This window comes from Nostoc sp., from assembly GCF_036916735.1.
GTDB lineage: Bacteria > Cyanobacteriota > Cyanobacteriia > Cyanobacteriales > Nostocaceae > Nostoc.
On the sequence record NZ_JBALFV010000002.1, the window covers coordinates 23852 to 46254 of the forward strand.

13 protein-coding genes and 2 pseudogenes are annotated in these 22403 nt (G+C 40.8%); 4 read left to right on the forward strand and 11 right to left on the reverse strand.

Going from position 1 to position 22403, the window contains the following annotated elements:
* Positions 1-28 precede the first annotated feature (28 nt).
* The 3 genes and pseudogenes from V7L20_RS01085 to V7L20_RS01095 form a co-directional block, all read left to right on the forward strand.
* Complete coding sequence (locus V7L20_RS01085; RefSeq protein ID WP_334742288.1) at positions 29-1282, forward strand: M20 metallopeptidase family protein; 1254 nt, start codon at positions 29-31, stop codon at positions 1280-1282.
* A 148-nt stretch (positions 1283-1430) separates the two neighbouring features.
* Positions 1431-1703 carry a hypothetical protein gene (locus V7L20_RS01090; RefSeq protein WP_334742289.1) on the forward strand — a complete coding sequence of 91 codons (273 nt, stop codon included), beginning with the start codon at positions 1431-1433 and terminating at the stop codon, positions 1701-1703.
* Between the two features lie 144 nt (positions 1704-1847).
* Positions 1848-1935 (forward strand): annotated as a pseudogene (locus V7L20_RS01095) (IS1/IS1595 family N-terminal zinc-binding domain-containing protein); the annotation flags it as partial.
* Between the two features lie 281 nt (positions 1936-2216).
* On the opposite strand, the gene V7L20_RS01100 reads toward V7L20_RS01095, so the two are convergent.
* From V7L20_RS01100 to nifJ, 4 genes and pseudogenes are all read right to left on the reverse strand, one after another.
* Entirely contained in the window at positions 2217-4787 is a 2571-nt protein-coding gene (locus V7L20_RS01100) for a hypothetical protein (protein WP_334742290.1), read from the reverse strand.
* 370 nt (positions 4788-5157) lie between these two features.
* Positions 5158-5461 (reverse strand): annotated as a pseudogene (locus tag V7L20_RS01105) (hypothetical protein); the annotation flags it as partial.
* 116 nt (positions 5462-5577) lie between these two features.
* Complete coding sequence (locus tag V7L20_RS01110) at positions 5578-8193, reverse strand: beta strand repeat-containing protein (protein WP_334742291.1); 2616 nt, start codon at positions 8191-8193, stop codon at positions 5578-5580.
* Between the two features lie 740 nt (positions 8194-8933).
* Positions 8934-12554, reverse strand: coding sequence for a pyruvate:ferredoxin (flavodoxin) oxidoreductase (nifJ, locus tag V7L20_RS01115; RefSeq protein WP_334742292.1), 3621 nt, complete (start codon positions 12552-12554; stop codon positions 8934-8936).
* A gap of 568 nt (positions 12555-13122) precedes the next feature.
* Here nifJ and V7L20_RS01120 point away from each other — a divergent pair.
* A complete protein-coding gene (locus V7L20_RS01120; RefSeq protein ID WP_334742293.1) occupies positions 13123-14298 on the forward strand; it encodes an endo-1,4-beta-xylanase in 1176 nt (391 codons plus the stop codon).
* 177 nt (positions 14299-14475) lie between these two features.
* On the opposite strand, the gene V7L20_RS01125 is transcribed toward V7L20_RS01120, so the two are convergent.
* The 7 genes from V7L20_RS01125 to V7L20_RS01155 form a co-directional block, all read right to left on the reverse strand.
* On the reverse strand, positions 14476-15300 hold the full coding sequence (locus tag V7L20_RS01125; protein WP_442943492.1) for a WecB/TagA/CpsF family glycosyltransferase: 825 nt from the start codon (positions 15298-15300) through the stop codon (positions 14476-14478).
* A gap of 41 nt (positions 15301-15341) precedes the next feature.
* Positions 15342-16544: a glycosyltransferase family 4 protein gene (locus tag V7L20_RS01130; RefSeq protein WP_334742294.1), complete on the reverse strand. Its 1203-nt coding sequence runs from the start codon at positions 16542-16544 to the stop codon at positions 15342-15344.
* A gap of 11 nt (positions 16545-16555) precedes the next feature.
* Positions 16556-17449, reverse strand: coding sequence for a glycosyltransferase family 2 protein (locus V7L20_RS01135; RefSeq protein ID WP_334742295.1), 894 nt, complete (start codon positions 17447-17449; stop codon positions 16556-16558).
* Between the two features lie 391 nt (positions 17450-17840).
* Entirely contained in the window at positions 17841-18857 is a 1017-nt protein-coding gene (locus V7L20_RS01140; protein ID WP_334742296.1) for a hypothetical protein, read from the reverse strand.
* Between the two features lie 24 nt (positions 18858-18881).
* Entirely contained in the window at positions 18882-20153 is a 1272-nt protein-coding gene (locus V7L20_RS01145; protein WP_334742297.1) for a glycosyltransferase family 4 protein, read from the reverse strand.
* Between the two features lie 154 nt (positions 20154-20307).
* A complete protein-coding gene (locus tag V7L20_RS01150; protein WP_334742298.1) occupies positions 20308-21135 on the reverse strand; it encodes a class I SAM-dependent methyltransferase in 828 nt (275 codons plus the stop codon).
* 42 nt (positions 21136-21177) lie between these two features.
* Positions 21178-22398: an O-antigen ligase family protein gene (locus V7L20_RS01155; protein WP_334742299.1), complete on the reverse strand. Its 1221-nt coding sequence runs from the start codon at positions 22396-22398 to the stop codon at positions 21178-21180.
* Positions 22399-22403: the final 5 nt, after the last annotated feature.

A 22403-nucleotide genomic window follows, 5' to 3' on the forward strand; every position in this document is an offset into this window, starting at 1 on the left:
TTAACTGTACTTAAACTAGTTTGTCATAATGGTTTCTACCTTTCCCAATTCCTCTTCTGTTGATTTATCTCGCATCCGACTAGCCATCCGTTCATTACAACCACAATTGGTAGAGTGGCGACGGCGATTGCATCAACAACCAGAGTTGGGTTTTCAAGAAAAACTAACGGCTGAGTTTGTCTCACAAAAGCTGCAAGAATGGGGAATTGAGCATCAAACTGGCATTGCCCAAACTGGTATTGTTGCCACCATCAAAGGTAAAGGACAAGATTTAGAAACAATCCAAAATCCAAAATCCAAAATCCAAAATCCAAAACTTTTAGCAATTCGGGCGGATATGGATGCTTTGCCAATCCAAGAACTCAACGAAGTGCCGTACAAATCGCAGCATGATGGAGTAATGCACGCTTGTGGACATGATGGACATACTGCGATCGCATTAGGTACAGCTTACTATCTCCAACAGCATCGCCAAGACTTCTCCGGTACAGTAAAAATTATCTTTCAGCCAGCCGAAGAATCACCAGGAGGCGCAAAGCCGATGATTGAAGCTGGAGTTCTGAAAAATCCTGATGTTGAGGCGATTATTGGTTTGCACTTGTGGAATAATTTGCCCTTGGGAACTGTGGGTGTGCGGGCTGGGGCGTTGATGGCAGCTGTGGAGTCCTTTAACTGTACAATTTTGGGCAAAGGTGGACACGGTGCACTACCCCATCAAACAGTGGATTCAGTTGTAGTTGCTGCCCAAATTGTAAATGCCTTGCAAACCATTGTCGCCCGGAATGTTAATCCTATTGATTCGGCTGTGGTAACAGTGGGCGAACTTCATGCTGGAACTAAGGGAAATGTGATTGCTGATACAGCGAGAATGAGTGCCACTGTCAGGTATTTTAATCCTAGTTTGAAAGGCTTTTTTAACCAGCGTGTCGAGCAGATTATTGCCGGAATTTGTCAAATTCATGGTGCGAATTATGACTTAGAATACTGGTCACTTTATCCACCAGTAATTAATGATATAAAGATGGCAGAATTGGTGCGAACTGTAGCAGAAGAAGTGGTAGAAACCCCGTTGGGTATTGTGCCAGAATGCCAAACTATGGCTGGTGAAGATATGTCATTCTTCTTGCAAGAGGTTCCTGGTTGCTATTTCTTTTTGGGTTCTGCGAATCCAGAGAAAGATTTGGCATATCCACATCATCATCCCCGGTTTGATTTTGACGAAGCCGCCTTGGGAATGGGTGTGGAAATGTTTGTTAGATGCGTAGAGAGGTTTTTTAGTTGAGTAGGTGTAAATTAGATAGATGTTTTTAATCAAGTTAAATTTACTTGAATTTTTATAAAAAATAACTATATTATGACTTACACAAAAATTGCTAAAAAGCTTAATTTATCGAACCGCCAAGACGCCAATAGCGCTGAGAATTCGTAGAGTGTGCGTAAGTCTTATATATAAAAAACTGGAGGTAAAAACTCCGCTTTATCATTTTATACTTGTTCAACACCTGAAATTAATTACTTTCCTGATCGCAAAAGCAACAAATGCGACTGCTGATCTAACAAATGCGATCGCAAAAGCAACAAATGCGACTGCTGATCTAACAAATGCGATCGCAAAAGCAACAAATGCGACTGCTGATCTAACAAATGCGCTCGCAAAAGCAACAAATGCGACTGCTGATCTAACAAATGCGACGTTAAGTTGACTTGATATGATTACCTATTTTGTGGTTGAGTGCGGGATGATGGTGTTGGTTGTGATGTAGGATTCGTAGGTGTTGATTTATCTGGAAACCAATCTTTGAACAAATGGCATTGCATAATAGAGGGATGAATTGAGGTTATCTACTGTGCAATGTCCATACTGTGGGTCTACGGAGACTCGGAAGAACGGAAAGCGAAGAGGTAAACTGTGGGCACATTTGCAATGAATGCGACGTGCGTTCCGCCCCGCTTCTCTACGAGACGCTACGCGAACGCTAACGCCAATTTATCGACGTGTACGTTAAGCATTTAAGCAAGCACATTGAGCCCGCAGGGGGACAGTTCTTATTGGGAGCAAGGGAGAGGGTTTGCAGCTTTTTTTGACAGTGAAAATAGTGCAACTTTTAGGCGCGACAGCATATCTAAGTAACTCAGAGTTGTTAGCAAAGGATTCAACTCCGTTTTCTAAGCTTGAAATATGAAACTTCAAACCAGAACTCGGTGTTTTGAACGAATTATGCTTGCAAGACAAAATCTGATGCAGCCAGAGTTGGCGCACCAGTTAGAGTTGCAAATAGACCACCACTGCCAAAACCCGCCACGCTGCCATTTTGGTTGTAAAACAACTGTCCACTCACAGGATCGTAGACAATTTTTGCTGTGCTAGTCGCTGCTGAATTCGTGACTTGAAAATCACTCTTGTTACTAAAACCTGTTCCCGGACCAGAAGCGATGCCTACGGCAACTCGAAGCGGGAACGCATTAAAGGTAGTCTTGTCTAAGATTATCTTGTCACCTTGGCAGTGGTTAAAGTCAGCGATCACATCTACACCAACAGCAGAAGAGGCAAAGGGAGCATTGGTATTGTAAAGGAATTTGTCAGCACCTGCACCACCGACAAGAGTATCATTCCCAGCACCACCGATAAGAATATCATTGCCAGTACCACCTCGCAGCAAGTCATTGCCACTCAAGCCATTGATTTTGTCGTTACCCCCTTGACCATTAATCACATCATTGGAGTTGTCAAAACCCGTGATGTTATTGTTTAAGTCATTGAGGAAGGTGACAGTGTTTTTATTGAAAATGCTGGTTTGAGTGGAGTTAGCATTAATCACATCAAAACTGTCGGTAATGCTGGTTTGCCCATCAAATAAAATATTGCCGAGTCCAGATTTTGAAGAAATTGCTAGCAGGTTATCCAGATTTTCTAAGAGGAAGTTTTGCAATTGGATTTTGGTGTTAGCCACATTTTCAAAAGTGACTTCTAAGTTGTTGCCATTTTGAGTTAGTTGGAGATTTCGGGCAGTTAAGCCCGAACCAATAAATTGCAGTGTGTCAACATTGGCAATCACTGCTGATGATGGGTTTGAGCCTTTACCTACGCCACCAAAATCGCTGATAATGTCATTGCGATCGCCAGAGTGAAACACAAACTTATCTTGACCACCGTTGCCTGTCAAGGTATCATTACCAGCTTTGCCATCGATGATGTTGTTTCCAATTGTACCGATGAGAGTGTCTGCATCAGCAGTTCCCGTTAGGTTAACAGTGCTGCCAGTGCCAATATTCTTCCCGCCAAACACCACGTAGCTCTGCCCTGAGCCAATGATGCCGTTGGCGGCGGCATTTGGTGCCCCGATAATCAGGTCGTCAATACCGTCGCCGTTGACATCTCCCGCATTGCTGACAGACCTGCCTGAATTATTAAATTCATCAATGCCGTTGATGGCAAAGCCGTTAGTGCCGTTGAGAGTAGAGAGGTTAAGTTGGGCATCAAAACCGCTCTTGCTGCCAAACACCACGTAGCTCTGCCCTGAGGCGGTGATGCCATTGGGGGAGGCACGATATGCCCCGATAATCAGGTCGTCGATGCCGTCGCCGTTGACATCTCCCGCATTGCTGACAGAGAAGCCTGATGTGTCACCTGAATTGATGCCGTTGATGGCAAAGCCGTTAGTGCCGTTAAGGGTAGAGAGGTCAAAGCTAGCATCAAAACCGCTCTTGCTGCCAAACACCACGTAGCTCTGCCCTGAGCCAATAATGCCGTTGGGAGAGGCATCAAATGTCCCGATAATCACGTCGTCGATGCCGTCGCCGTTGATGTCTCCCGCATTGCTGACAGAGAAGCCTGAAGAGTCAGCTGAATTGATGCCGTTGATGGCAAAGCCGTTAGTGCCGTTGAGGGTGGAGAGGTCAAAGCTAGCATCAAAACTGCTCTTGCTGCCAAACACCACGTAGCTCTGCCCTGAAGACTGACCGTTGGGGGAGGCACCAGATGCCCCGATAATCACGTCGTCGATGCCGTCGCCGTTGATGTCTCCCGCACTGCTAACTGATCTGCCTGAGAAGTCACCTGAATTAATGCCGTTGATGGCAAAGCCGTTAGTGCCGTTGAGAGTGGAAATGTCAAAGCTGGCACCAAAACCGCTCTTGCTGCCAAATACCACGTAGCTCTGCCCTGATCTGTTGCCGTTGGGGGCACGATCTGCTCCGATAATCAGGTCGTCAATACCGTCGCCATTGATGTCTCCCGCACTACTGACAGAAAAGCCTAATTGGTCACTCAAGTTGTTATTGGTGCCGTTGATAGCAAAGCCATTAGTGCCGTTGAGGTTAGAGACGTTGAGTTGGGCATCAAAACCGCTCTTGCTGCCAAACACCACGTAACTCTGCCCTGATTCGCCGTTGGCACGAAATGCCCCAAGAATCAGGTCGTCAAGACCGTCGCCGTTGATGTCTCCTGCACTGCTGACAGAGTAGCCTAAGAAGTCACCTGGATTGATGGCGTTGATGACAAAGCCGTTAGTGCCGTTAAGGGTAGAGACGTTGAGTTGGGCACTAAAACCCCCCTTGCTGCCAAACACCACGTAGCTTTGGCTTGGTTTAAGGACGAGGTAGTCAAAGAAAAACGGATTAGGATCATATTTACCGATAATCAGGTCATCAAAACCGTCGCCGTTGATGTCTCCTGCACTGCTGACAGAAAAACCTAATCGGTCATTAGTAGGGATGTACATGCCATTGATGGCAAAGCCGTTAGTGCCGTTGATATCCGAAAGGTTAAAAGTTGAATTTGCCATCATTCTCTAGTGTTAGTTTTTATGAGTTATTTGTGCGTTAAGCGCTTTGATAAAATTTTTTGTGAGCAATCATCTGGAAATATGCTTGCTTTGTTACTGCGTTGTAGATCAGGCGATGTCTACGATGGTCACTGAGCTTCTTGTACTGAGCTTGTCCTGAGCGTAGCCGTAAAGCCTGCGGCATAGCTACGCTTAAGGCGAAGCCTCTCGTAGAGAAGGGCGCAGTCGAAGTATGTCGAAGTGCGGGCTACGCCTATGCTCCTGCTTGCTCTCTTCTAAAATTGAGCTATACATATATTAATATTTACCCGCTTACTTTCTTTAGTATTTCTCTGCTGCCACATCTGACCAATAGCGGTAATTAAATAATCTGTCACCCTATATCTACCTCAGCTTGCGCTTGTTCTAATAAGTGCTTGGCTACGTCTGGTTTACTTTTGGTGAGCATTTTGAAGCGATTTTCTTGATACATCGAATTTTCTACGAATTGCTCAGGCATACGCATATCCAAAAACCAAAGGATTTTTACCCTGTTCTAGCAACTCTGGATTATGCTGATACAATAACCAACTACCTTCAGCACCTTCAGCTACAGAGTTTTTTGATGATTCATAAAAAGTGGTCATCTTAATGCTGTAGGTTATGCAATGGCTGTAAGCAATAATCAGCGATCGCCCAGCGTCAAGTTTGTAATTCCTAATTCCTAATGCCGGAAATTTAATCACGAATTACAAAGCTTACAATCAAAATTCAGTTTCCTGTTCCCAGCATGGAACTCGGTGTTTCGGACAAACTATGCTTGCAACACAAAATCAGATGCCGTCAGAGTTGGCGCACCAGTTAGAGTTGCAAATAGACCACCACTACCAAAACCCGCCGCGCTGCCATTAAAATTGTAGAACAACTGCCCATTCACAGGATCGTAGACAATTTTTGCCGTGCTAGTCCCAGCTGTTTTCGTGATTTCAAAATCACTCAAGTTACTAAAACCCGTTCCTGCAACAGAAGTAATGGCATTAAAGGTAGTTTTATCTAATATTATTTTGTCACCTTGGGAACTGTTGAAGTCAGCGATGGTATCTTGACCAACACTACTCAGGGCAAAAGCAGCATCGGTGTTGTAAAGGAATCTGTCAGCACCCGCGCCACCAACGAGAATATCATTACCGAATCCACCCACAAGAGTATCATTGCCCTCTGAACCAATAAGAATATCATCGCCTGACCCACCACGTAGCAAATCATTGCCACTGTTGCCATTAATGATGTCGTTACCGCCTTGACCATTAATCACATCATTGGATTTATCAAAACCGGCGATATTATTGTTTAAGTCATTGAGGAAGGTGACAGTGTTTTTGTTGAAAATACTAGTTTGAGTCGAGTTGGCATTAATCACATCAAAGCTGTCGGCAATGTTGGTTTGCCCATCAAATCGGATATTGCCGAGTGCAAGTCTTGAAGAAGTTGCTGGCACGTTATCCAGGTTTTCTAAGAGGAAGTTTTGCAGTGTGACTTTAGTGGATGCCACATTTTCAAAGCTGACTTCTAAGTTGTTGCCTATTGGAGTTAATTGCAGATTTTCGGCAGTCAATCCCGAACCGATAAATTGCAGTGTATCAACATTTGCAATTACATCTACCGATGGGTTTGAGCCTTTACCGACGCCAGCAAAATCGCTGATGATGTCATTGCCATCGCCAGGGCGAAACACAAATTTATCTTGACCACCGTTGCCTGTCAGGGTATCGTTAGCAGTTAACCGATCGATGTTGTTGCTAGGTGTGCCAAAGAAGGTATCTGCACCAGGAGTTCCAGTCAGGTTGCCAGAGGTGCCACCACTGCCCAGATTTGTCCCCCCAAACACTACATAGCTTTGCCCAGCATCAAAGTTGCCGTTGGGGGAGGCATATCTTGCCCCAATAATCAGGTCGTCAATGCCATCGTTGTTGATGTCCCCGCCATTGCTGACTGAGGAGCCTGAAGAGTCATATTTTGCAATGCCGTTAATTATAAAGCCATTAGTGCCATTCAAATCAGAGAGGTTGAGTGTGCCGTCACTGCCCAGATTCCTCCCCCCAAACACTACATAGCTTTGCCCAGCCCCAAAGATGCCGTTGGGGGCGGCACTCTGTGCCCCAATAATCAGGTCGTCAATGCCATCATTGTTGATGTCCCCTGCATTGCTGACTGACCTGCTTAAATTGTCACCCCTATCAATGCCGTTAATTATAAAACCATTAGTGCCATTCAAATCAGAGAGGTTGAGGCTGCCGCTACTGCCCAGATTCCTCCCCCCAAATACTACATAGCTTTGCGCTACACGAGAGATGCCGTTGGGGTCGGCACGATATGCCCCAATAATCAGGTCGTCAATGCCATCGTTATTGATGTCCCCGCCATTGCTGACTAGGTTGCCTGAAAAGTCACCAGATGCAATGCCGTTAATTATAAAGCCATTAGTGCCATTCAAATCAGAGAGGTTGAGGCTGCCGCTACTGCCCAGATTCTTCCCCCCAAAGACTACATAGCTTTGCCCTGCACTATAGTTGCCGTTCGAGGAAGAGATGCTGTTGGGGTCGGCAAAAAATGCCCCAATAATAATCAGGTCGTCAATGCCATCGTTGTTGATATCCCCTGCATTGCTGACTGAGTAGCCTGAAGAGTCATTTGCTGCAATGCCGTTAATTATAAAGCCATTAGTGCCATTCAAATCAGAGAGGTTGAGGCTGCCGCTACTGCCCAGATTTGCCCCCCCAAATACTGCATAGCTTTGCCCAGCATATAATATGCCGTTGGGGGAGGGATTAGGCGCCCCAATAATCAGGTCGTCAATGCCATCGTTGTTGATGTCCCCTGCATTGCTGACTGAGGAGCCTGAAAAGTCATTTGCTGCAATGCCGTTAATTATAAAGCCATTAGTGCCATTCAAATCAGAGAGGTTGAGAGCGCCGCCACTGCCCAGATTCCTCCCCCCAAACACTACATAGCTTTGCCCAGCCCCAGAGATGCCGTTGGGGGAGGCATATCTTGCCCCAATAATCAGGTCGTCAATGCCATCGTTGTTGATGTCCCCTGCATTGCTGACTGAGAAGCCTGAATCGTCATATTTTGCAATGCCATTGATTATAAAGCCATTAGTGCCATTCAATTCAGAGAGGTTGAGGCTGCCGCTACTGCCCAGATTCCTCCCCCCAAACACTACATAGCTTTGCCCAGCACGAGAGATGCCGTTGGGGTCGGCACCATGTGCCCCAATAATCAGGTCGTCAATGCTATCGTTGTTGATGTCCCCTGCATTGCTGACTGAGTTGCCTAAATTGTCATCTTCTGCAATGCCGTTAATTATAAAGCCATTAGTGCCATTCAAATCAGAGAGGTTAAGGAAATTGAATGATGAATTAGCCATAATCACCTCTCCCACATGTGGTTATTAAGTAGTTGTTGACGATGTATCAAATATTTTTTACCCCACCCTGACCTTCACGCCACTTGCTTGGCTGTCGGCAGAGCCGACGGCAGTTGGTTCAAGTCGGGAAACCCGCCCAACACACTGCCTCCCCAACGCAGTGGCTCCCCTTTAGAAGGGGAGGGAACCGGATTTTCTTATTTTCCCCCAATATATCGGGCGGATTAAGGGGGGTAATAATTCGATTAAAATCACAACATACGACTTTTCAAACAACCTCTAAGCAAAAATTACTTTGATAACCGTTAAATCACTTAAATATTCTGATAATATCTAAGCATTGTCAATAGGCTGGGTGTAATTCTGGTAAAGTTATGGTTAATTTTATGACTTGCCAAGTAAAGTTTTTGTTGCAGCCACGCCCGTCGGAGACATGGCGCTATTTTTATAACTTTCGTTGAGGAACGAAACCCAATATTTGTGCCTTTGTTGGCTCAAGGATGGCGTTTAACACAACTTAAACCACAGTGTTAGTCATCAACATCGCGACATTAGTCATCAACATTGCGACATTAGTAATCAACATCGCGATATTAGTCATCAACATTGCGACATTAGTTATCAACATTGCGACATTAGTTATCAACATTGCGACATTAGTTATCAACATTGCGACATTAGTTATCAACATTGCGACATTAGTTATCAACATTGCGACATTAGTTATCAACATCGCGACATTAGTCATCAACATCGCGCTTTGCCAGATATTGATACATCTGCCAACGTGTATCTACCTCAGCTTGCGCTTGTTCTAACAAGTGCTTGGCAACTTCGGGTTTACTCTTAGTAAGCATTTTGAAGCGATTTTCTTGATACATCGAATCTTCTACAGATTGCTGAGGCATACGCATATCCAATTGCAATGGATTTTTACCCTGTTTAAGCAACTCTGGATTATGCCGATACAGCAACCAACGACCTGATTCTACCAAAGTTTTCTGATGATTCATCCCTGTAGTCATATTAATGCCGTGGGCGATGCAATGGCTGTAAGCAATAATTATTGATGGCCCATCATAAGCTTCTGCTTCCAAAAATGCTTTCAGGGTATGTTCATCTCTAGCACCAAGAGCTACACTTGCTACGTAGACATTTCCGTAGGTCATGGCAATCATGCCTAAGTCTTTCTTAGGTGCAGGCTTACCACTAGCGGCATATTTAGCAACTGCTGCTCGTGGCGTGGCTTTAGAAGATTGACCGCCTGTATTAGAATACACTTCTGTATCCATGATCAAGATGTTCACATTTCGACCACTAGCAATTACATGATCAATACCGCCAAAATCAATATCATAAGCCCAACCGTCACCGCCAACAATCCAGACGCTTTTTCTCACCAAGTAATCAGCAAGGGATTTTAGATTTTGGATTTTAGATTTTAGATTAGGGTCGAGAGTTACGATTTCATCTAACTTCTGCTGCAACAGTTCTATTCTTTCGCGCTGTTCCCAAATGTCAGCCTCAGATTTTTGTTCAGCTTTCAGGATTGACTGAATTAAATTATCAGGAATTATTGATTGGTGAATTTCCCCATTCCCCAACTGTTGCAACAATTCTGCGGCAAACTCAGCTTGTTTGTCGAGAGAAAGACGGAAGCCATAACCGAATTCGGCGTTATCTTCAAATAGATTATTAGACCACGCCGGGCCGCGTCCTTGGGCATTGGTTGTCCAAGGTGTTGTGGGGAGATTACCACCATATATTGAAGAACAACCTGTAGCATTGGCGATGACGGCGCGATCGCCAAACAATTGTGTTAATAATTTCAAGTAAGGTGTTTCACCACAACCTGCACAAGCACCAGAGAATTCAAATAAAGGTTCTTGCAGTTGTTGTTGGCGAATCTGGTTTAATTTTAGCGATCGCCTATCAGGATTAGGTAAACTTAAGAAGAAATCCCAATTTTTTCGCTCTTGTTCCCGCAATGGCAACTGCTGTGCCATATTAATCGCTTTCCGCAATGGCTGAGATTTATCTTTAGCAGGGCAAATATTTACACAAATAGTGCATCCTGTGCAATCTTCTGGGGCAACTTGAATGGTAAATTTTTGATTGGCAAAGTCTTTATCTTTTGCACCAGTTGACTTGAAGGTTGCTGGTGCATTGACTAACTCATCCGCTTGATAAGCCTTTGCTCGGATGGCACTGTGAGGACAAACCATTACGCACTTACCACATTGAACGCAGACATCCGGCTCCCATACAGGTATCTCTTCGGCAACGTTACGTTTTTCCCATTTGGCAGTACCTACGGGAAAGGTGCCATCAACAGGTAGTGTGCTAACAGGTAAATCATCACCTTCCCACAGCATAATTTTGCCCAGAACTTCTTGGACAAATTTGGGAATGGGGAGTGGAGAGTCGGTAGAGAGGCGATTAATCGCGTCTGTACTGAGAATTGTCTGTGGTATATCTACTTTATGCAAGTTGTCTAGGGTGTTGTCTACAGCTTGCAAGTTCATGCGGACAACTTCTGCGCCTTTTTTACCGTAAGTTTTGTCAATGGCTTGTTTGATTTTAGCGATCGCTTCTTCCTCTGGCAACACACCCGCCAAAGCAAAGAAGCATACTTGCATAATAGTGTTAATTCTGCCACCCATGCCACTTTCGCGGGCAACCTGGCTAGCATTGATTATGTATAACTTCAAATGTTTATCGATAATTTGCTGCTGCACCTTCATTGGCAGATATTCCCAGACTATATCTGCATTGTATGGACTGTTAAGCAACAAAGTTGCCCCAGGAATAGCAGCTTTCAAAACATCTATGCGTTCAAGAAATCCCCAGTGATGACAACCAATAAAGTTAGCTTGGTCAATCAAGTAAGTAGAGCGAATTGGTTTTGGCCCAAAGCGTAGGTGAGAGACAGTTATTGATCCAGATTTCTTGGAATCATAGACAAAGTAGCCTTGGGCGTAATTGTCGGTTTCTTCACCAATAATCTTAATGGAGTTTTTGTTAGCCCCAACAGTACCATCAGCACCCAGCCCATAAAACATTGCCCTAACAACATTATCTGATTCTGTAGAGAAATTAGGGTTAAAGCTCAAAGAAGTATGACTAACGTCATCATTAATCCCAACAGTAAAGTGATTTTTCGGTTTAGCTTGAGCAAGGTTATCAAAAATGCCCTTCACCATCGCCGGAGTAAATTCCTTAGAAGAAAGACCGTAACGCCCACCAATAATTTTAGGAGATGAGAGAGTATTTTCTCCCCCTGCTCCTCCTGCTCTCTTATCTCCCCACGCCTCATGGATAGCAGCCACCACATCTAAATACAATGGCTCACCGGCGCTACCTGCTTCTTTGGTGCGGTCGAGAACTGCGATCGCTTTTACACTAGTTGGTAATACTGCAACAAACTTTTGGACATCAAAGGGGCGGTAAAGTCGCACTTTAACCACACCAACTTTTTCACCACAGGGATTAAGGTAATCGACTGTTTCATGGACGGTTTCACAGCCTGAACCCATAAGAACGATAACGCGCTCGGCATCGTTAGCGCCGTAATATTCATAGATTTGGTAATGCCTTCCTGTGCGTTCTCCAAACTGATCCATGATGCGCTGGACAATTTCTGGACAAGAGTTGTAGTAAGGGTTAGCACCTTCCCGTCCTTGGAAGTAGACATCGGGGTTTTGGGCAGTCCCGCGCAAAACTGGACGATCTGGGGTCAGGGCACGGCTGCGGTGGGCAAGTATTAAGTTATCGTGGATGAGCGATCGCAAATCGTCATCTGAAAGCAATTTTACTTTCTGCACTTCATGAGAAGTGCGGAAGCCGTCAAAGAAGTGCATAAACGAGACTCGTGTCTCCAGAGTAGCAGCATGGGCAATGAGAGCAAAATCTTGACTTTCCTGTACCGAAGCGGAACAAAATAGAGCAAAGCCAGTAGCACGGGCTGCCATCACGTCGCTATGATCGCCAAAAATTGATAATGCATGAGTAGCCAAAGAACGGGCGGCAACGTGAACCACAGCGCTAGTCAGTTCACCAGCAATTTTGTAGAAGTTGGGTATCATCAACAATAATCCCTGAGATGCCGTGAAGGTGGTACTCAGAGAACCTGTTTGTAATGCCCCATGCACAGCACCGGCGGCTCCCCCTTCGCTCTGCATCTGCACGACACTAGGAACAGTACCCCAGAGGTTGGGACGACCTTCGGCTGACCAAGCATCTGCCCATTCACCCATTGCTGAAGAGGGGGTGATGGGATAAATGGCAATCACTTCATTTAATTTGTAAGCTACACGGGCGACAGCCTCATTCCCGTCGATGGTTGCAAAGGTTTTGTTCATAATATGATTTTGTCCCCGCCTGTAAACTGCATTATCAGAACACGTAAATAGGAAAATTAGAAATAACCAGAGCCAAGTAAAATGTATTCTGGGCTTTTAAGTTAACTTTAAACAAATACTGTATATGTAAGCATCTCATCCGAAATAGCGCATCTATTAATATGTCTTAATCATGTACTCAATAACCAAAGTATTGATGAGATAAAGCTTTCAAGCAATTTATTATTTTTTGTGGGGTATAGGTTCGGGAATCTTGTTGTTCACTAAAATCATTTAGTTGAACTGCGATCGCTAAATGTGCTAATTACTGCGAATACGTCCGCATCCATAAAGATAACACAATCTTAAGATAGCTGACTAAAACACGAGCAACGCCTACGGCGGGTTACGCCTTACCTGTTACTTTTCTTCTTATCTATTAAAGTAGCATCTTTATTGCTGACATATAAAAGCATATTTGATTGATTTAAATATAACAAATAAATTTAGTAATTTTACTCGGTTGAAGCAAGTATAAAAAATATTTTATAATATAATTTAGATAGATGTTTATTATTAAATATGATTTATGGTTTATCGGAGAAAATTTTTAAAAAGAGCAGGATACACAACCATTTCTGCATTATTAACTACGGGTTTTTTACAAAAAGATAAGCAAAAACAAAGCTATAGCACGAATGCTAATATAGCAAATTATGCAAACACAAACTTAAATTCTTCTCTTCGGCAAATAGCTGCCACCAAAGGAAAACGTTATGGCGCAGCAATTTCTAGTGATATTTTGCTAAAAGAGCAGGATTACGCTAACCTTATTGCTCGTGAATGTTCGATTGTGACACCGAATGGTGAATTAAAATGGAACGCCACTGAACCACAGCCAGGAAAATTTACCTTTGAATCAGCAGACGCGATCGCTGATTTCTGCCAAAAGCATAATATAGAAATGCACGGGCATACTCTTTTCTGGCACATGGGAAAACCAGACTGGCTTCCTTACCCTCCAAGCCTTAAAATGATCGAACAGCATGTTAAAGGAGTCATGGGACATTATCGTAATAGCAAGGTTTTAAAGTCTTGGGATATTGCCAATGAAATTATTGCTGATAATGAAAATGAAACTGACTACCCTACCTACGGTTTGCGTAAAGGAGTAAAACCAGAATTAATTCGAGACTTGTTTTTAATTGCTGCTTCAGTAGATAATAACAAGAAATTTTACCTAAACGATTTTGGGATTGAAGGCGCTACATGGAAATCAGACCGTTTCTTAAAAATGGTCGAATATCTAAAGAATAGCGGTGTTAAAATTGATGGGGCAGGTATTCAATCGCATCTATGGTTTTCTACTGCATATTCTTTTGACGAAAAAGGATTTAATTCCGTCTTAAAACGGCTTAATGATCTTGAAGTTAAACCAATAATCACAGAATTAGATATTATTATTGATACTCCACTGCCCGATAGTATTCAAAAGCTAGACCAGATGGTAGCCGACAGTTACAAAAGATATCTTGACCTATGCTTTGCAGCTAAAATTGATACTGTAATTACATGGGGTATTACCGACCGTCATACCTGGATACGTCATCCTGACTGGATGCCAAGAAAAACCTTTAGGAACAATCCAAATCTTTGGAAATTTTTGCGTCCACTTCCCTTTGATGAGAACCTACAACCTAAATCTGCCCGCAATACTATTGCCCAGGCTTTTGGGCAAGCAACTAATACTTCAACCACACGTTAGATAGCACTTTTCAGTATTATTTAAAGCGAAGTATCTGCCGAGATACTTCGCTATTCATGAGCATAAAAGCTGAATCAGGTGTATTCACTAATTAATGATTAAGCCAAGCCTTAAAACAGTATTTTATAAATTAGTGGCGAATTGCTCGGCCTACTGGTAAGGCTTGGCGAGACTCAATTACATTAGAAACTTATGAAATTTTGTACTGAGAAATACCAGGATTCTATTCTTTTTTTGTTTACTTGGCATACTCCAAATTTCTCGTAAAAATAATGTGGCTAGAAACCAAGGCTCAAGTAAATAACGTCTCCAAAGTCTTTTAGGTTCAGACAGTAAGCGATATAACCATTCCAAGCCCATCTTTCCCATCCAACGAGGAGGAGTAGGTATTGCTCCTGCTACATAGTCAATACAGGCTCCACTAGTCAAAATAGTGTTGGGATGAATATGTTCAAGATTTTCGTAAATCCACTGTTCTTGACGTGGCATACCCATCCCCACCATCAATACATGAGGTTTGTAAGCATTAATTGCAGCCAGAGTAGCAAGATTTTCTTGACTATCTTTATTCATATCAATATAGCCATGAGCGCAAGCAATCTGTAACCCAGGAAATTTGTGGCACAAAATATTTGCTCCTTTTTCAGCGACTCCTGGCTTTGAACCTAAATAAAATACACGCCAGCCTTTATCAGCTGCTTTTGCCATCAAAGGCCATACCCAGTCAGCATAGGTTACTCTTTGCTCTCGTTTCATAGGAAAACCCAATAGCTTTCCTATAAACAATAAAGGCATACCATCAATATGGGTATATTCTGCCTTGGCATAAAAAGCTTGCATCCTTGGATCATTATGGAAGAGATAAAGACTATGCATGTTGTGATTAGCAATAATCCATTTTTTCTTTTTTTGAATAGATTCTTCAATCAACAAATTTAAGTCGCGGATAGAGAGTGCATCCACTTTAGTACCAAGAAGTTTGTAAGATGAAGTCCGGATCATAAATGTTTTTAATGTTAAATTGTATGAGTAAAGGCTTAATACTACTGAATATGCGATCGCTGTTTTTTCAATATTTGTTCAGCACCTTCAACTAAGTTCTGTACTCTGGCAGCCCAACTGTGATGATTTACTATCTCAATGCAAGCCAATTGTCCCATTTCTGGCAGTGCTTCTCTTTTCTGATAAGCTTCCAATAAGGTACGTTTTAAATCATTTTTATCACCTGGTTTAAATAGGAAACCTGTTTTGCGATCGGAAATCAACCTTTTAGCATCTTCAAAAGCTGATGCTATGACTGGTTTAGCCATTGCCATGTATTCATAAAGTTTCATAGGTGAGAGATACATCTTTCCGATTTGTAGTTGAACTTGCCCAGAGTAACCAACATCAAATCCACCGATATACTGGGGTACTTCTTGCCAAGAAACTCGACCGATAAAAGCTACATAAGGTGAAATACCTAATTTTTGACTCTGCTTTTCCCAAGCAGATTTCATTGCACCATCGCCTACTACTACCAGCGAAATATCTAAGCCTTCGGCTCGCAATTCAAATATTGTTTCTAATAATAAGTCTAAACCAGCCCAAGCATATAAACTACCTATAAAACCTATAGTAAAACCTAAAAATACTCGCTTTGGAACATGTAGAGCAGGATTGAGAAAATCAATATCAACTCCGTTTGGTATTAAAACAATTTTCTCACTTGAAATACCAAAATCTTTGACTAAAATTTCTTTTAGACTTTCACTTACACACGCTAAAACATCGCATTTTTGATAGGCTTTTATTTCTATCCATTGAGCTAATCTATCCAGTAATAATGCTTTTCTTTCTGCCTTTGCTTCATAAAAAAGTAATGCTTCAGCTTGCAAAATCCAAGGTATTCCCTGACGTTGGAATATCCACCCTATACATTGTAAAGTCGCAGCGTACTCATACACCCAATCAACTTGATTTTTAAGTTCTTGGTAGCTTTTCCAGGAGTTAATAATACCAAGTCCGAGACGCATAAAATCTACTGCTAAGGTGTAAAAAAATCCTTTACTGATTAATTCACCAGAACCATTCGTCGACCATTTTTTTGCAACTTTATCTCCCACAATAAATGTTTCGATTTTCCACTCAAGTGTTTTAAAGCCCTTCAAGATTCCTAAAACCCGAGAACGGGGTCCAGACATCTCTGCATCAGCATGTGTTGAAATCCGAGGTGCTGCCGCTAAAAAACCAAGACGTCGCTGCATTTTGGAACTCCTTAAGATTGCGAACTACTTTGTAAAATTTCTTCTGCAAATGTGGGAGATGCAGCCAAGTTTTTGTAACCAATAATGGCTCGGAGATAAGGTAAACACCAATAAATTAGCCAGAAAAATCCGGAGTGCCGACGACAGAATTCAGTCCAAGGTTTGAGCGGAAATGCTTTGACTTGAATTACCTTTCTTAAGCGTTCTAAAACAGATAATTTTGTATCTACCCAACTGTTGCGGATTGAGTTTTTACCACAAGTTCCGATATATCCAGGTACAACCCATATTGAGCAACCATTCTTTCTTGCTCTCAAACCATAATCTAGGTCTCCTAAACTGTGGATAAATGCTGCGTCAAGATTCCCTACTTTCTTTACAACCACACGAGGAATCAGCACGCAGTTACCAAACATCGTGTCACATTCTTGAAGAACCTGAGTTAAACCTAAAAATTCATATTTATTAGAGTACCATTTGCAAGATTTCACTGCACCGCCGTATGAAGCTTCTCTTGTTATTGAGTCTTGAGTCGTACCAACTAATATTGAATTTTCTTGACCAGAGTCTAATAATTGTTGATGAAGTGTCAATAGGCGTTCTAAGGTATTTGATTCTAGTATTGTGTCGTCATTCAACCAGAGATAATAGTCATAATCTTTTTGCATTGCTTCAGCAAACGCTAGACTCATTCCTCCTACCCAGAATAGATTCCCATTGCCTTGAAGAATCTGGACTTGTGGATAAAAAACTTTCACTGCCTTTGAAGTACCGTCAGAACTTCCATCATCGGTTAAGTAAACATCAAAAGGCTTTGTTTGCTCATCTAACGCACGCAGACAATTCAGAGTTGTCTCACGCCTGTTAAAACAAGTCATTATTACTGCTAATTGTGGTTGTTTCATAAAGTCTTTTTTATTAGATTCATCTATTTAAATGAGAGAAAAAAGATGGTTGAAGTACACTATACAAATTTAAAAAAATGTATAGTTTTTATTAAAAGGACACATTTACCATTAGCTGATGCGTTCTTGATTCAATTCCATTTATGGTTGTTTTTATCTTTATTAACAACATCATTTTAGATGTTTAATAATACATAAATATATGTTTTAAAATGTGTTTATGATAAAAGCATTTATGTATAGGTTGATATGTGATCTGTCTTTGTTTCTAAACTACTCCCCTAATCAAGGAAACAATAAGCAGTTGAGTACTAAGAATAGAAAAAGTATGAAATAATATTTAAATGCTTTTTCTGAATTAACCATGTAACTTTAAAATAATAATACTTATTTAAAAGTTCGCAATTTTTTCTATCCAATTACTCACTTGACTATTCAATTTAAACACGCGTAGCTTTTGTTCTATTTTCTTTACAATCAACATATATCGGTGCATCACTGATACGCACGGCATCTTATGTCTGACAACTCCTTTGCATAACCATTGATATTTATCTGAACTTCGATTAAAGCTTTTTAAGCTTTGAATTTGTGTATTCCAATCATTATAAAAAAATAAATTGAAATAATGTATAGACACTATGTCATCCCAAGCTTTAAGTCGTGATTGTTTAGATAAGCGATTGTGTAAAGGTAATGGATAACTATAAGCAGAAGAAAAATGAGAAATATTTTCTTCCAGCGAGCATAAAGTCACAGATAAGACTGACTGTTCCACAAAATAAATCCCTTGAGGAGGGGTAATATTCATACGCATTACCTTCTCAAAGTTTTCTTTCCAGGCAGTAAATATACCTGCACTCTTTCTTACAGCAACCAAACCAGAATTCCAGTAGGCTCTGATTCTTTTATTACCAATTGGTGTCTCAATAAACATCTCACGCTTTACCCCCAGCACTTGATACAGCTTTTGCCAGTACCATTCTTGAGGGTCTCGCAGACCTGTAGAACCAATTCCTTTGCCATACTCAGGACGTATGCGAACGTTACAATTTACTGGCAATAAAAATTCTTTTGGCTCAGAAAACAAGCATTTGTCACTGTCTAAAAAAACCAAGATTTCTGCATCAATATTTTTTTCTGCATAAGCACAAACCAGAGGTTTATTGGCTAAATAATATTCATGAAATTCTCGATTTATAGGAACTTGTTGATGAATCACCTGCAACCCTTCAAACGCTTGTTGGGTTTGCTTTGATATCGGTTCACCTACTCTAGGATGAAAACTATATATAGGTGTATTTTTCAACTCGCCGCAGAACTTACGAATACTTTCTGCAAGCATCAAAGATTGACCTTCTAAACGACCAGGTTCTGTACAAATTATAAAAGCTATCGGTATTGACATACTATGAAGTATTTGTTTACTAAGTTAATTACTGAATGAAGATTTTTTTGCACTCATCAATATTTCCTGAAACAAAGCTGAATAATGACGTGCTTGAAGTTCCAGAGTAAATTCTTGTTCAGCTTTCTCACGAGCATAGAATGACAGCTTTTGCAGCCTCTGTTCATTTTCAAGTACCCAGATAATTCCTCTGGCAAAATCCTTAACTTCATAAGGTTTAGCCAAATAGCCATTCTGCTGATGATCAACAATATCTTTTAAGCCAGTAGAATTAAACGCCACAACTGGAGTACCACAAGCGAGTGATTCAGAGGCTGTCTGTCCAAAAGATTCTTGAAGAGACGGTACAAGCATCACATCAGCTGCTGAGTACACAGTTGCTAAAGATATATCATCGTGTAAGTGTCCCAAATAGTGTGTTTTGAAACCCAAATTAGGTGGATTTTTGGGTTTATATGCACCGAAAATAACGATCTCCAACTTATCTTTCCAGCCAGATTTGCTTAATTCTTGTAGTGCTGGTTGCAGATAATGAAAACCTTTTCTAGAGTCATTGGTTGCATCTAGTGCTCCAAATAAAATGAGTTGTTTATCCAGAGGTAAATTCAGTAATTCTCGCGCTAAACCTTGATGAACAGGTTTATACTTCTGAGTATCCAGCCCATTTGGGATTACTTCAATTCGCAAATTCTTAAACAGAGAACTAGACTTAGCACATTCGGCTAACCAAGAACCTGGCGAAACAATTGTCAGATTCAAATTTTTCAAAGCTTGAAGTTTACGTTGCCATACCCAATGGGATAAATCTCGACCCTTTTCGCTGTTCAGTTGAGGACAGGCTCCACAAGAAATTTGATAGCGATCACAATCTCCAGCATAGCTGCATCCTCCAGTAAATGCCCACATATCATGAATTGTCCAAACTAGAGGACGCTTTAGTTTAGCAAGAGTTTCTATTTGCATAAAAGCTGCACTAATCCAATGCAAGTTTATGATATCTGGATTAATATGACCAACTTGAGAAATAACTCTATCTGGTAACCATTGAATAAAAAATGGAGTATTTTGCTTTTGAGGATAAAGCTTTAAAGGTAAGCTTTCAAATGTCAACTTGGCCTTAGCAATACCTTGAAATAATCTGATTTTAGATGCAATTACTGTTTTGTCATCAGTAGATTTTTCTTGCACCAGCATTTGTGATTGTAAGTCAATGTTTTGTAACCCCTTGTGCAAGCGGTATGCAGCACGAGCTGCACCACCAGCCACATCTTGGGTACTAAGGAGCAGGACGTTCATATTACTACTATCTTTCAAAAATCTACTTGATAATACTGCTACCCTATAGCAGTTATTGATTGCATGAAAACATCAAAGTCCTTACTATCAAATCATTTCAGCAAAGTTTTTATATTTCACTGAACTGCACACTGCTATATTGCAGATATCAGTCTTATTTATTTGGCTTAATACCCTCACAATATAACGAGCCTGGTAGATATACTGTCCCATCAGTATTAAGATCTAAGACTTCATTACTAAAGTTTGGAATCTCACTAGTATGAGCATCCAAAAATTTAATATACGAAAAACCAACTCTTTCAAAGAGGGTTTTCATGCTATAGCTATCATACATCCACTTATGTTTTTCACCAAGGGAGGTTTCATCTATCATAGACTTGCGGACATATCGTGGTATTAACCTCTTTATCATGTCAATATAGAGGTATTTAAATTTGTTTTTGAGTTTATTGTGGTTAATACTGAATACTTTCTGTAATAAAGAATTAGTATTATGAGTTGCTATCTCATCTTCAATATTTACACCTGTTCTTGCTTGTACATAACTGATGGATAATTCATCATTATTTTCAAGTAATTGTCGCCAATAAGTTTTCATCAAACCACCATGTTCTGTTCTAACTAATTGATCGATTAACTCAACAATAATCCATTCATATTGTTTCCTTGCTTCCTCATTCTCAAGACTATCCATAATTCTTAAATATTCACGACATGTTCGCTCTAAGTCAGGAACAACGATGCGTAAAATACCTTGGGGTTTTAGAACTCTGTAGCATTCTTTTACAAGCATTTCTCCCGTGTCTTTAGAGAAATGCTCTAAAACATGACTGCTGTAAATCACATCGAAATAATCTTTAGGGTATGGAAGTGGTTGGAGTAAGTTATGAGCAATGACTTCAGGATGCTCAGAATTAAAATCTATATTTATCCAATTTGACGAAAATCTATGCCCACATCCAAAATTCAACTTTTTCATGTTTTCTTTCCTTTTAGTTATACAACTGTGTAAACTATTTATCTATTTATATATTGGTACTCTCTGAGAACTAAGAGTCAAAGATAGATAGGTTGTGAGATACATCAACCAATTCCAACCGGGAGTTAACAACCTTGCTTCTGAGAAATTCACTATAACAATGATAATTAGCATTTGCATTGTCCAATAATCTTCTGGTTTTTCCGCTACTAAAACAATTCGAGTCAGGGCCATTACGAAGAACCGGATAAATCCTGCTGCAAAAGTCAAGAAACCTAAAAATCCTAATTCTAAAAATAGTTGTAAAAAGCCATTGTGAGCATTACTTGCCCAATCATAAGTAGCTCTCAGGTTAGATGCAGCATTACTAGTCCAAAATCCCGCATATCCATAACCTAACCAAGGTCTTTCTAACACCTTAGCTATCACTAATTCCCAGAGATCAGAGCGCCCATTCAGGGTAAGGTCTTTACCAGAAGTACCAACTACAGTTTCAGCATTATTAATCAGTAATATTGAAACAATAATGAGTAACATTAAAGCTGAAGTTATCATAATAAATTGTAATTTATAATTAGTTTTTTTAAAAGATTGATAAAAAGGTAAGAGTAATATCATTGTTAATAAAATCGCCAAAGATGTTGTTGAACGTGTGAGAATAATTAAACATATAGATAACCCGCATAGTGCCCACATCAACCAGCGATATCGAGAGCTACTAAGGGCAAGATGTAAAAAAACTCCTGCGCTCCAATTCATCATGTAACCTAATTCATTTTTATGACCATAAATTCCGCTCCACATATCTACTAATTCAGGCGATCTGTGAATATAGCCTGGTATAAATGCAGAGAATATCATAGATAGTAATGCCGCTATACCAAGCGGCCAAGCTATTAGTCTCATTTGTTCCCTAAGGGGATAACGCATTGCCAAATAGATTGCAATAAAATATATTCGGATTAGACCTTTTATATCTTTTATGGTAGAACTTAGATCTTCTGACCATAATATAGAAAATATAACTATTGCTAGTAAAAAAAACTGTAATGGACTTTTGGTAATTACATAGATAAAACCTTTCCAGTATGACATTAGAAAATAACACAAAATTAGATATGAAATTATATTAAAAAAAGTATCTACCTTATCGCCTCCAAGGGTAGACATAGAAACTTCTTGTGCAGGATGTATTGTTAATGCTCCTACAGCAATGAGTAATAGCAAAATAGTTAATATTCTTTCTATTAGTTTTACATTCATTGTTA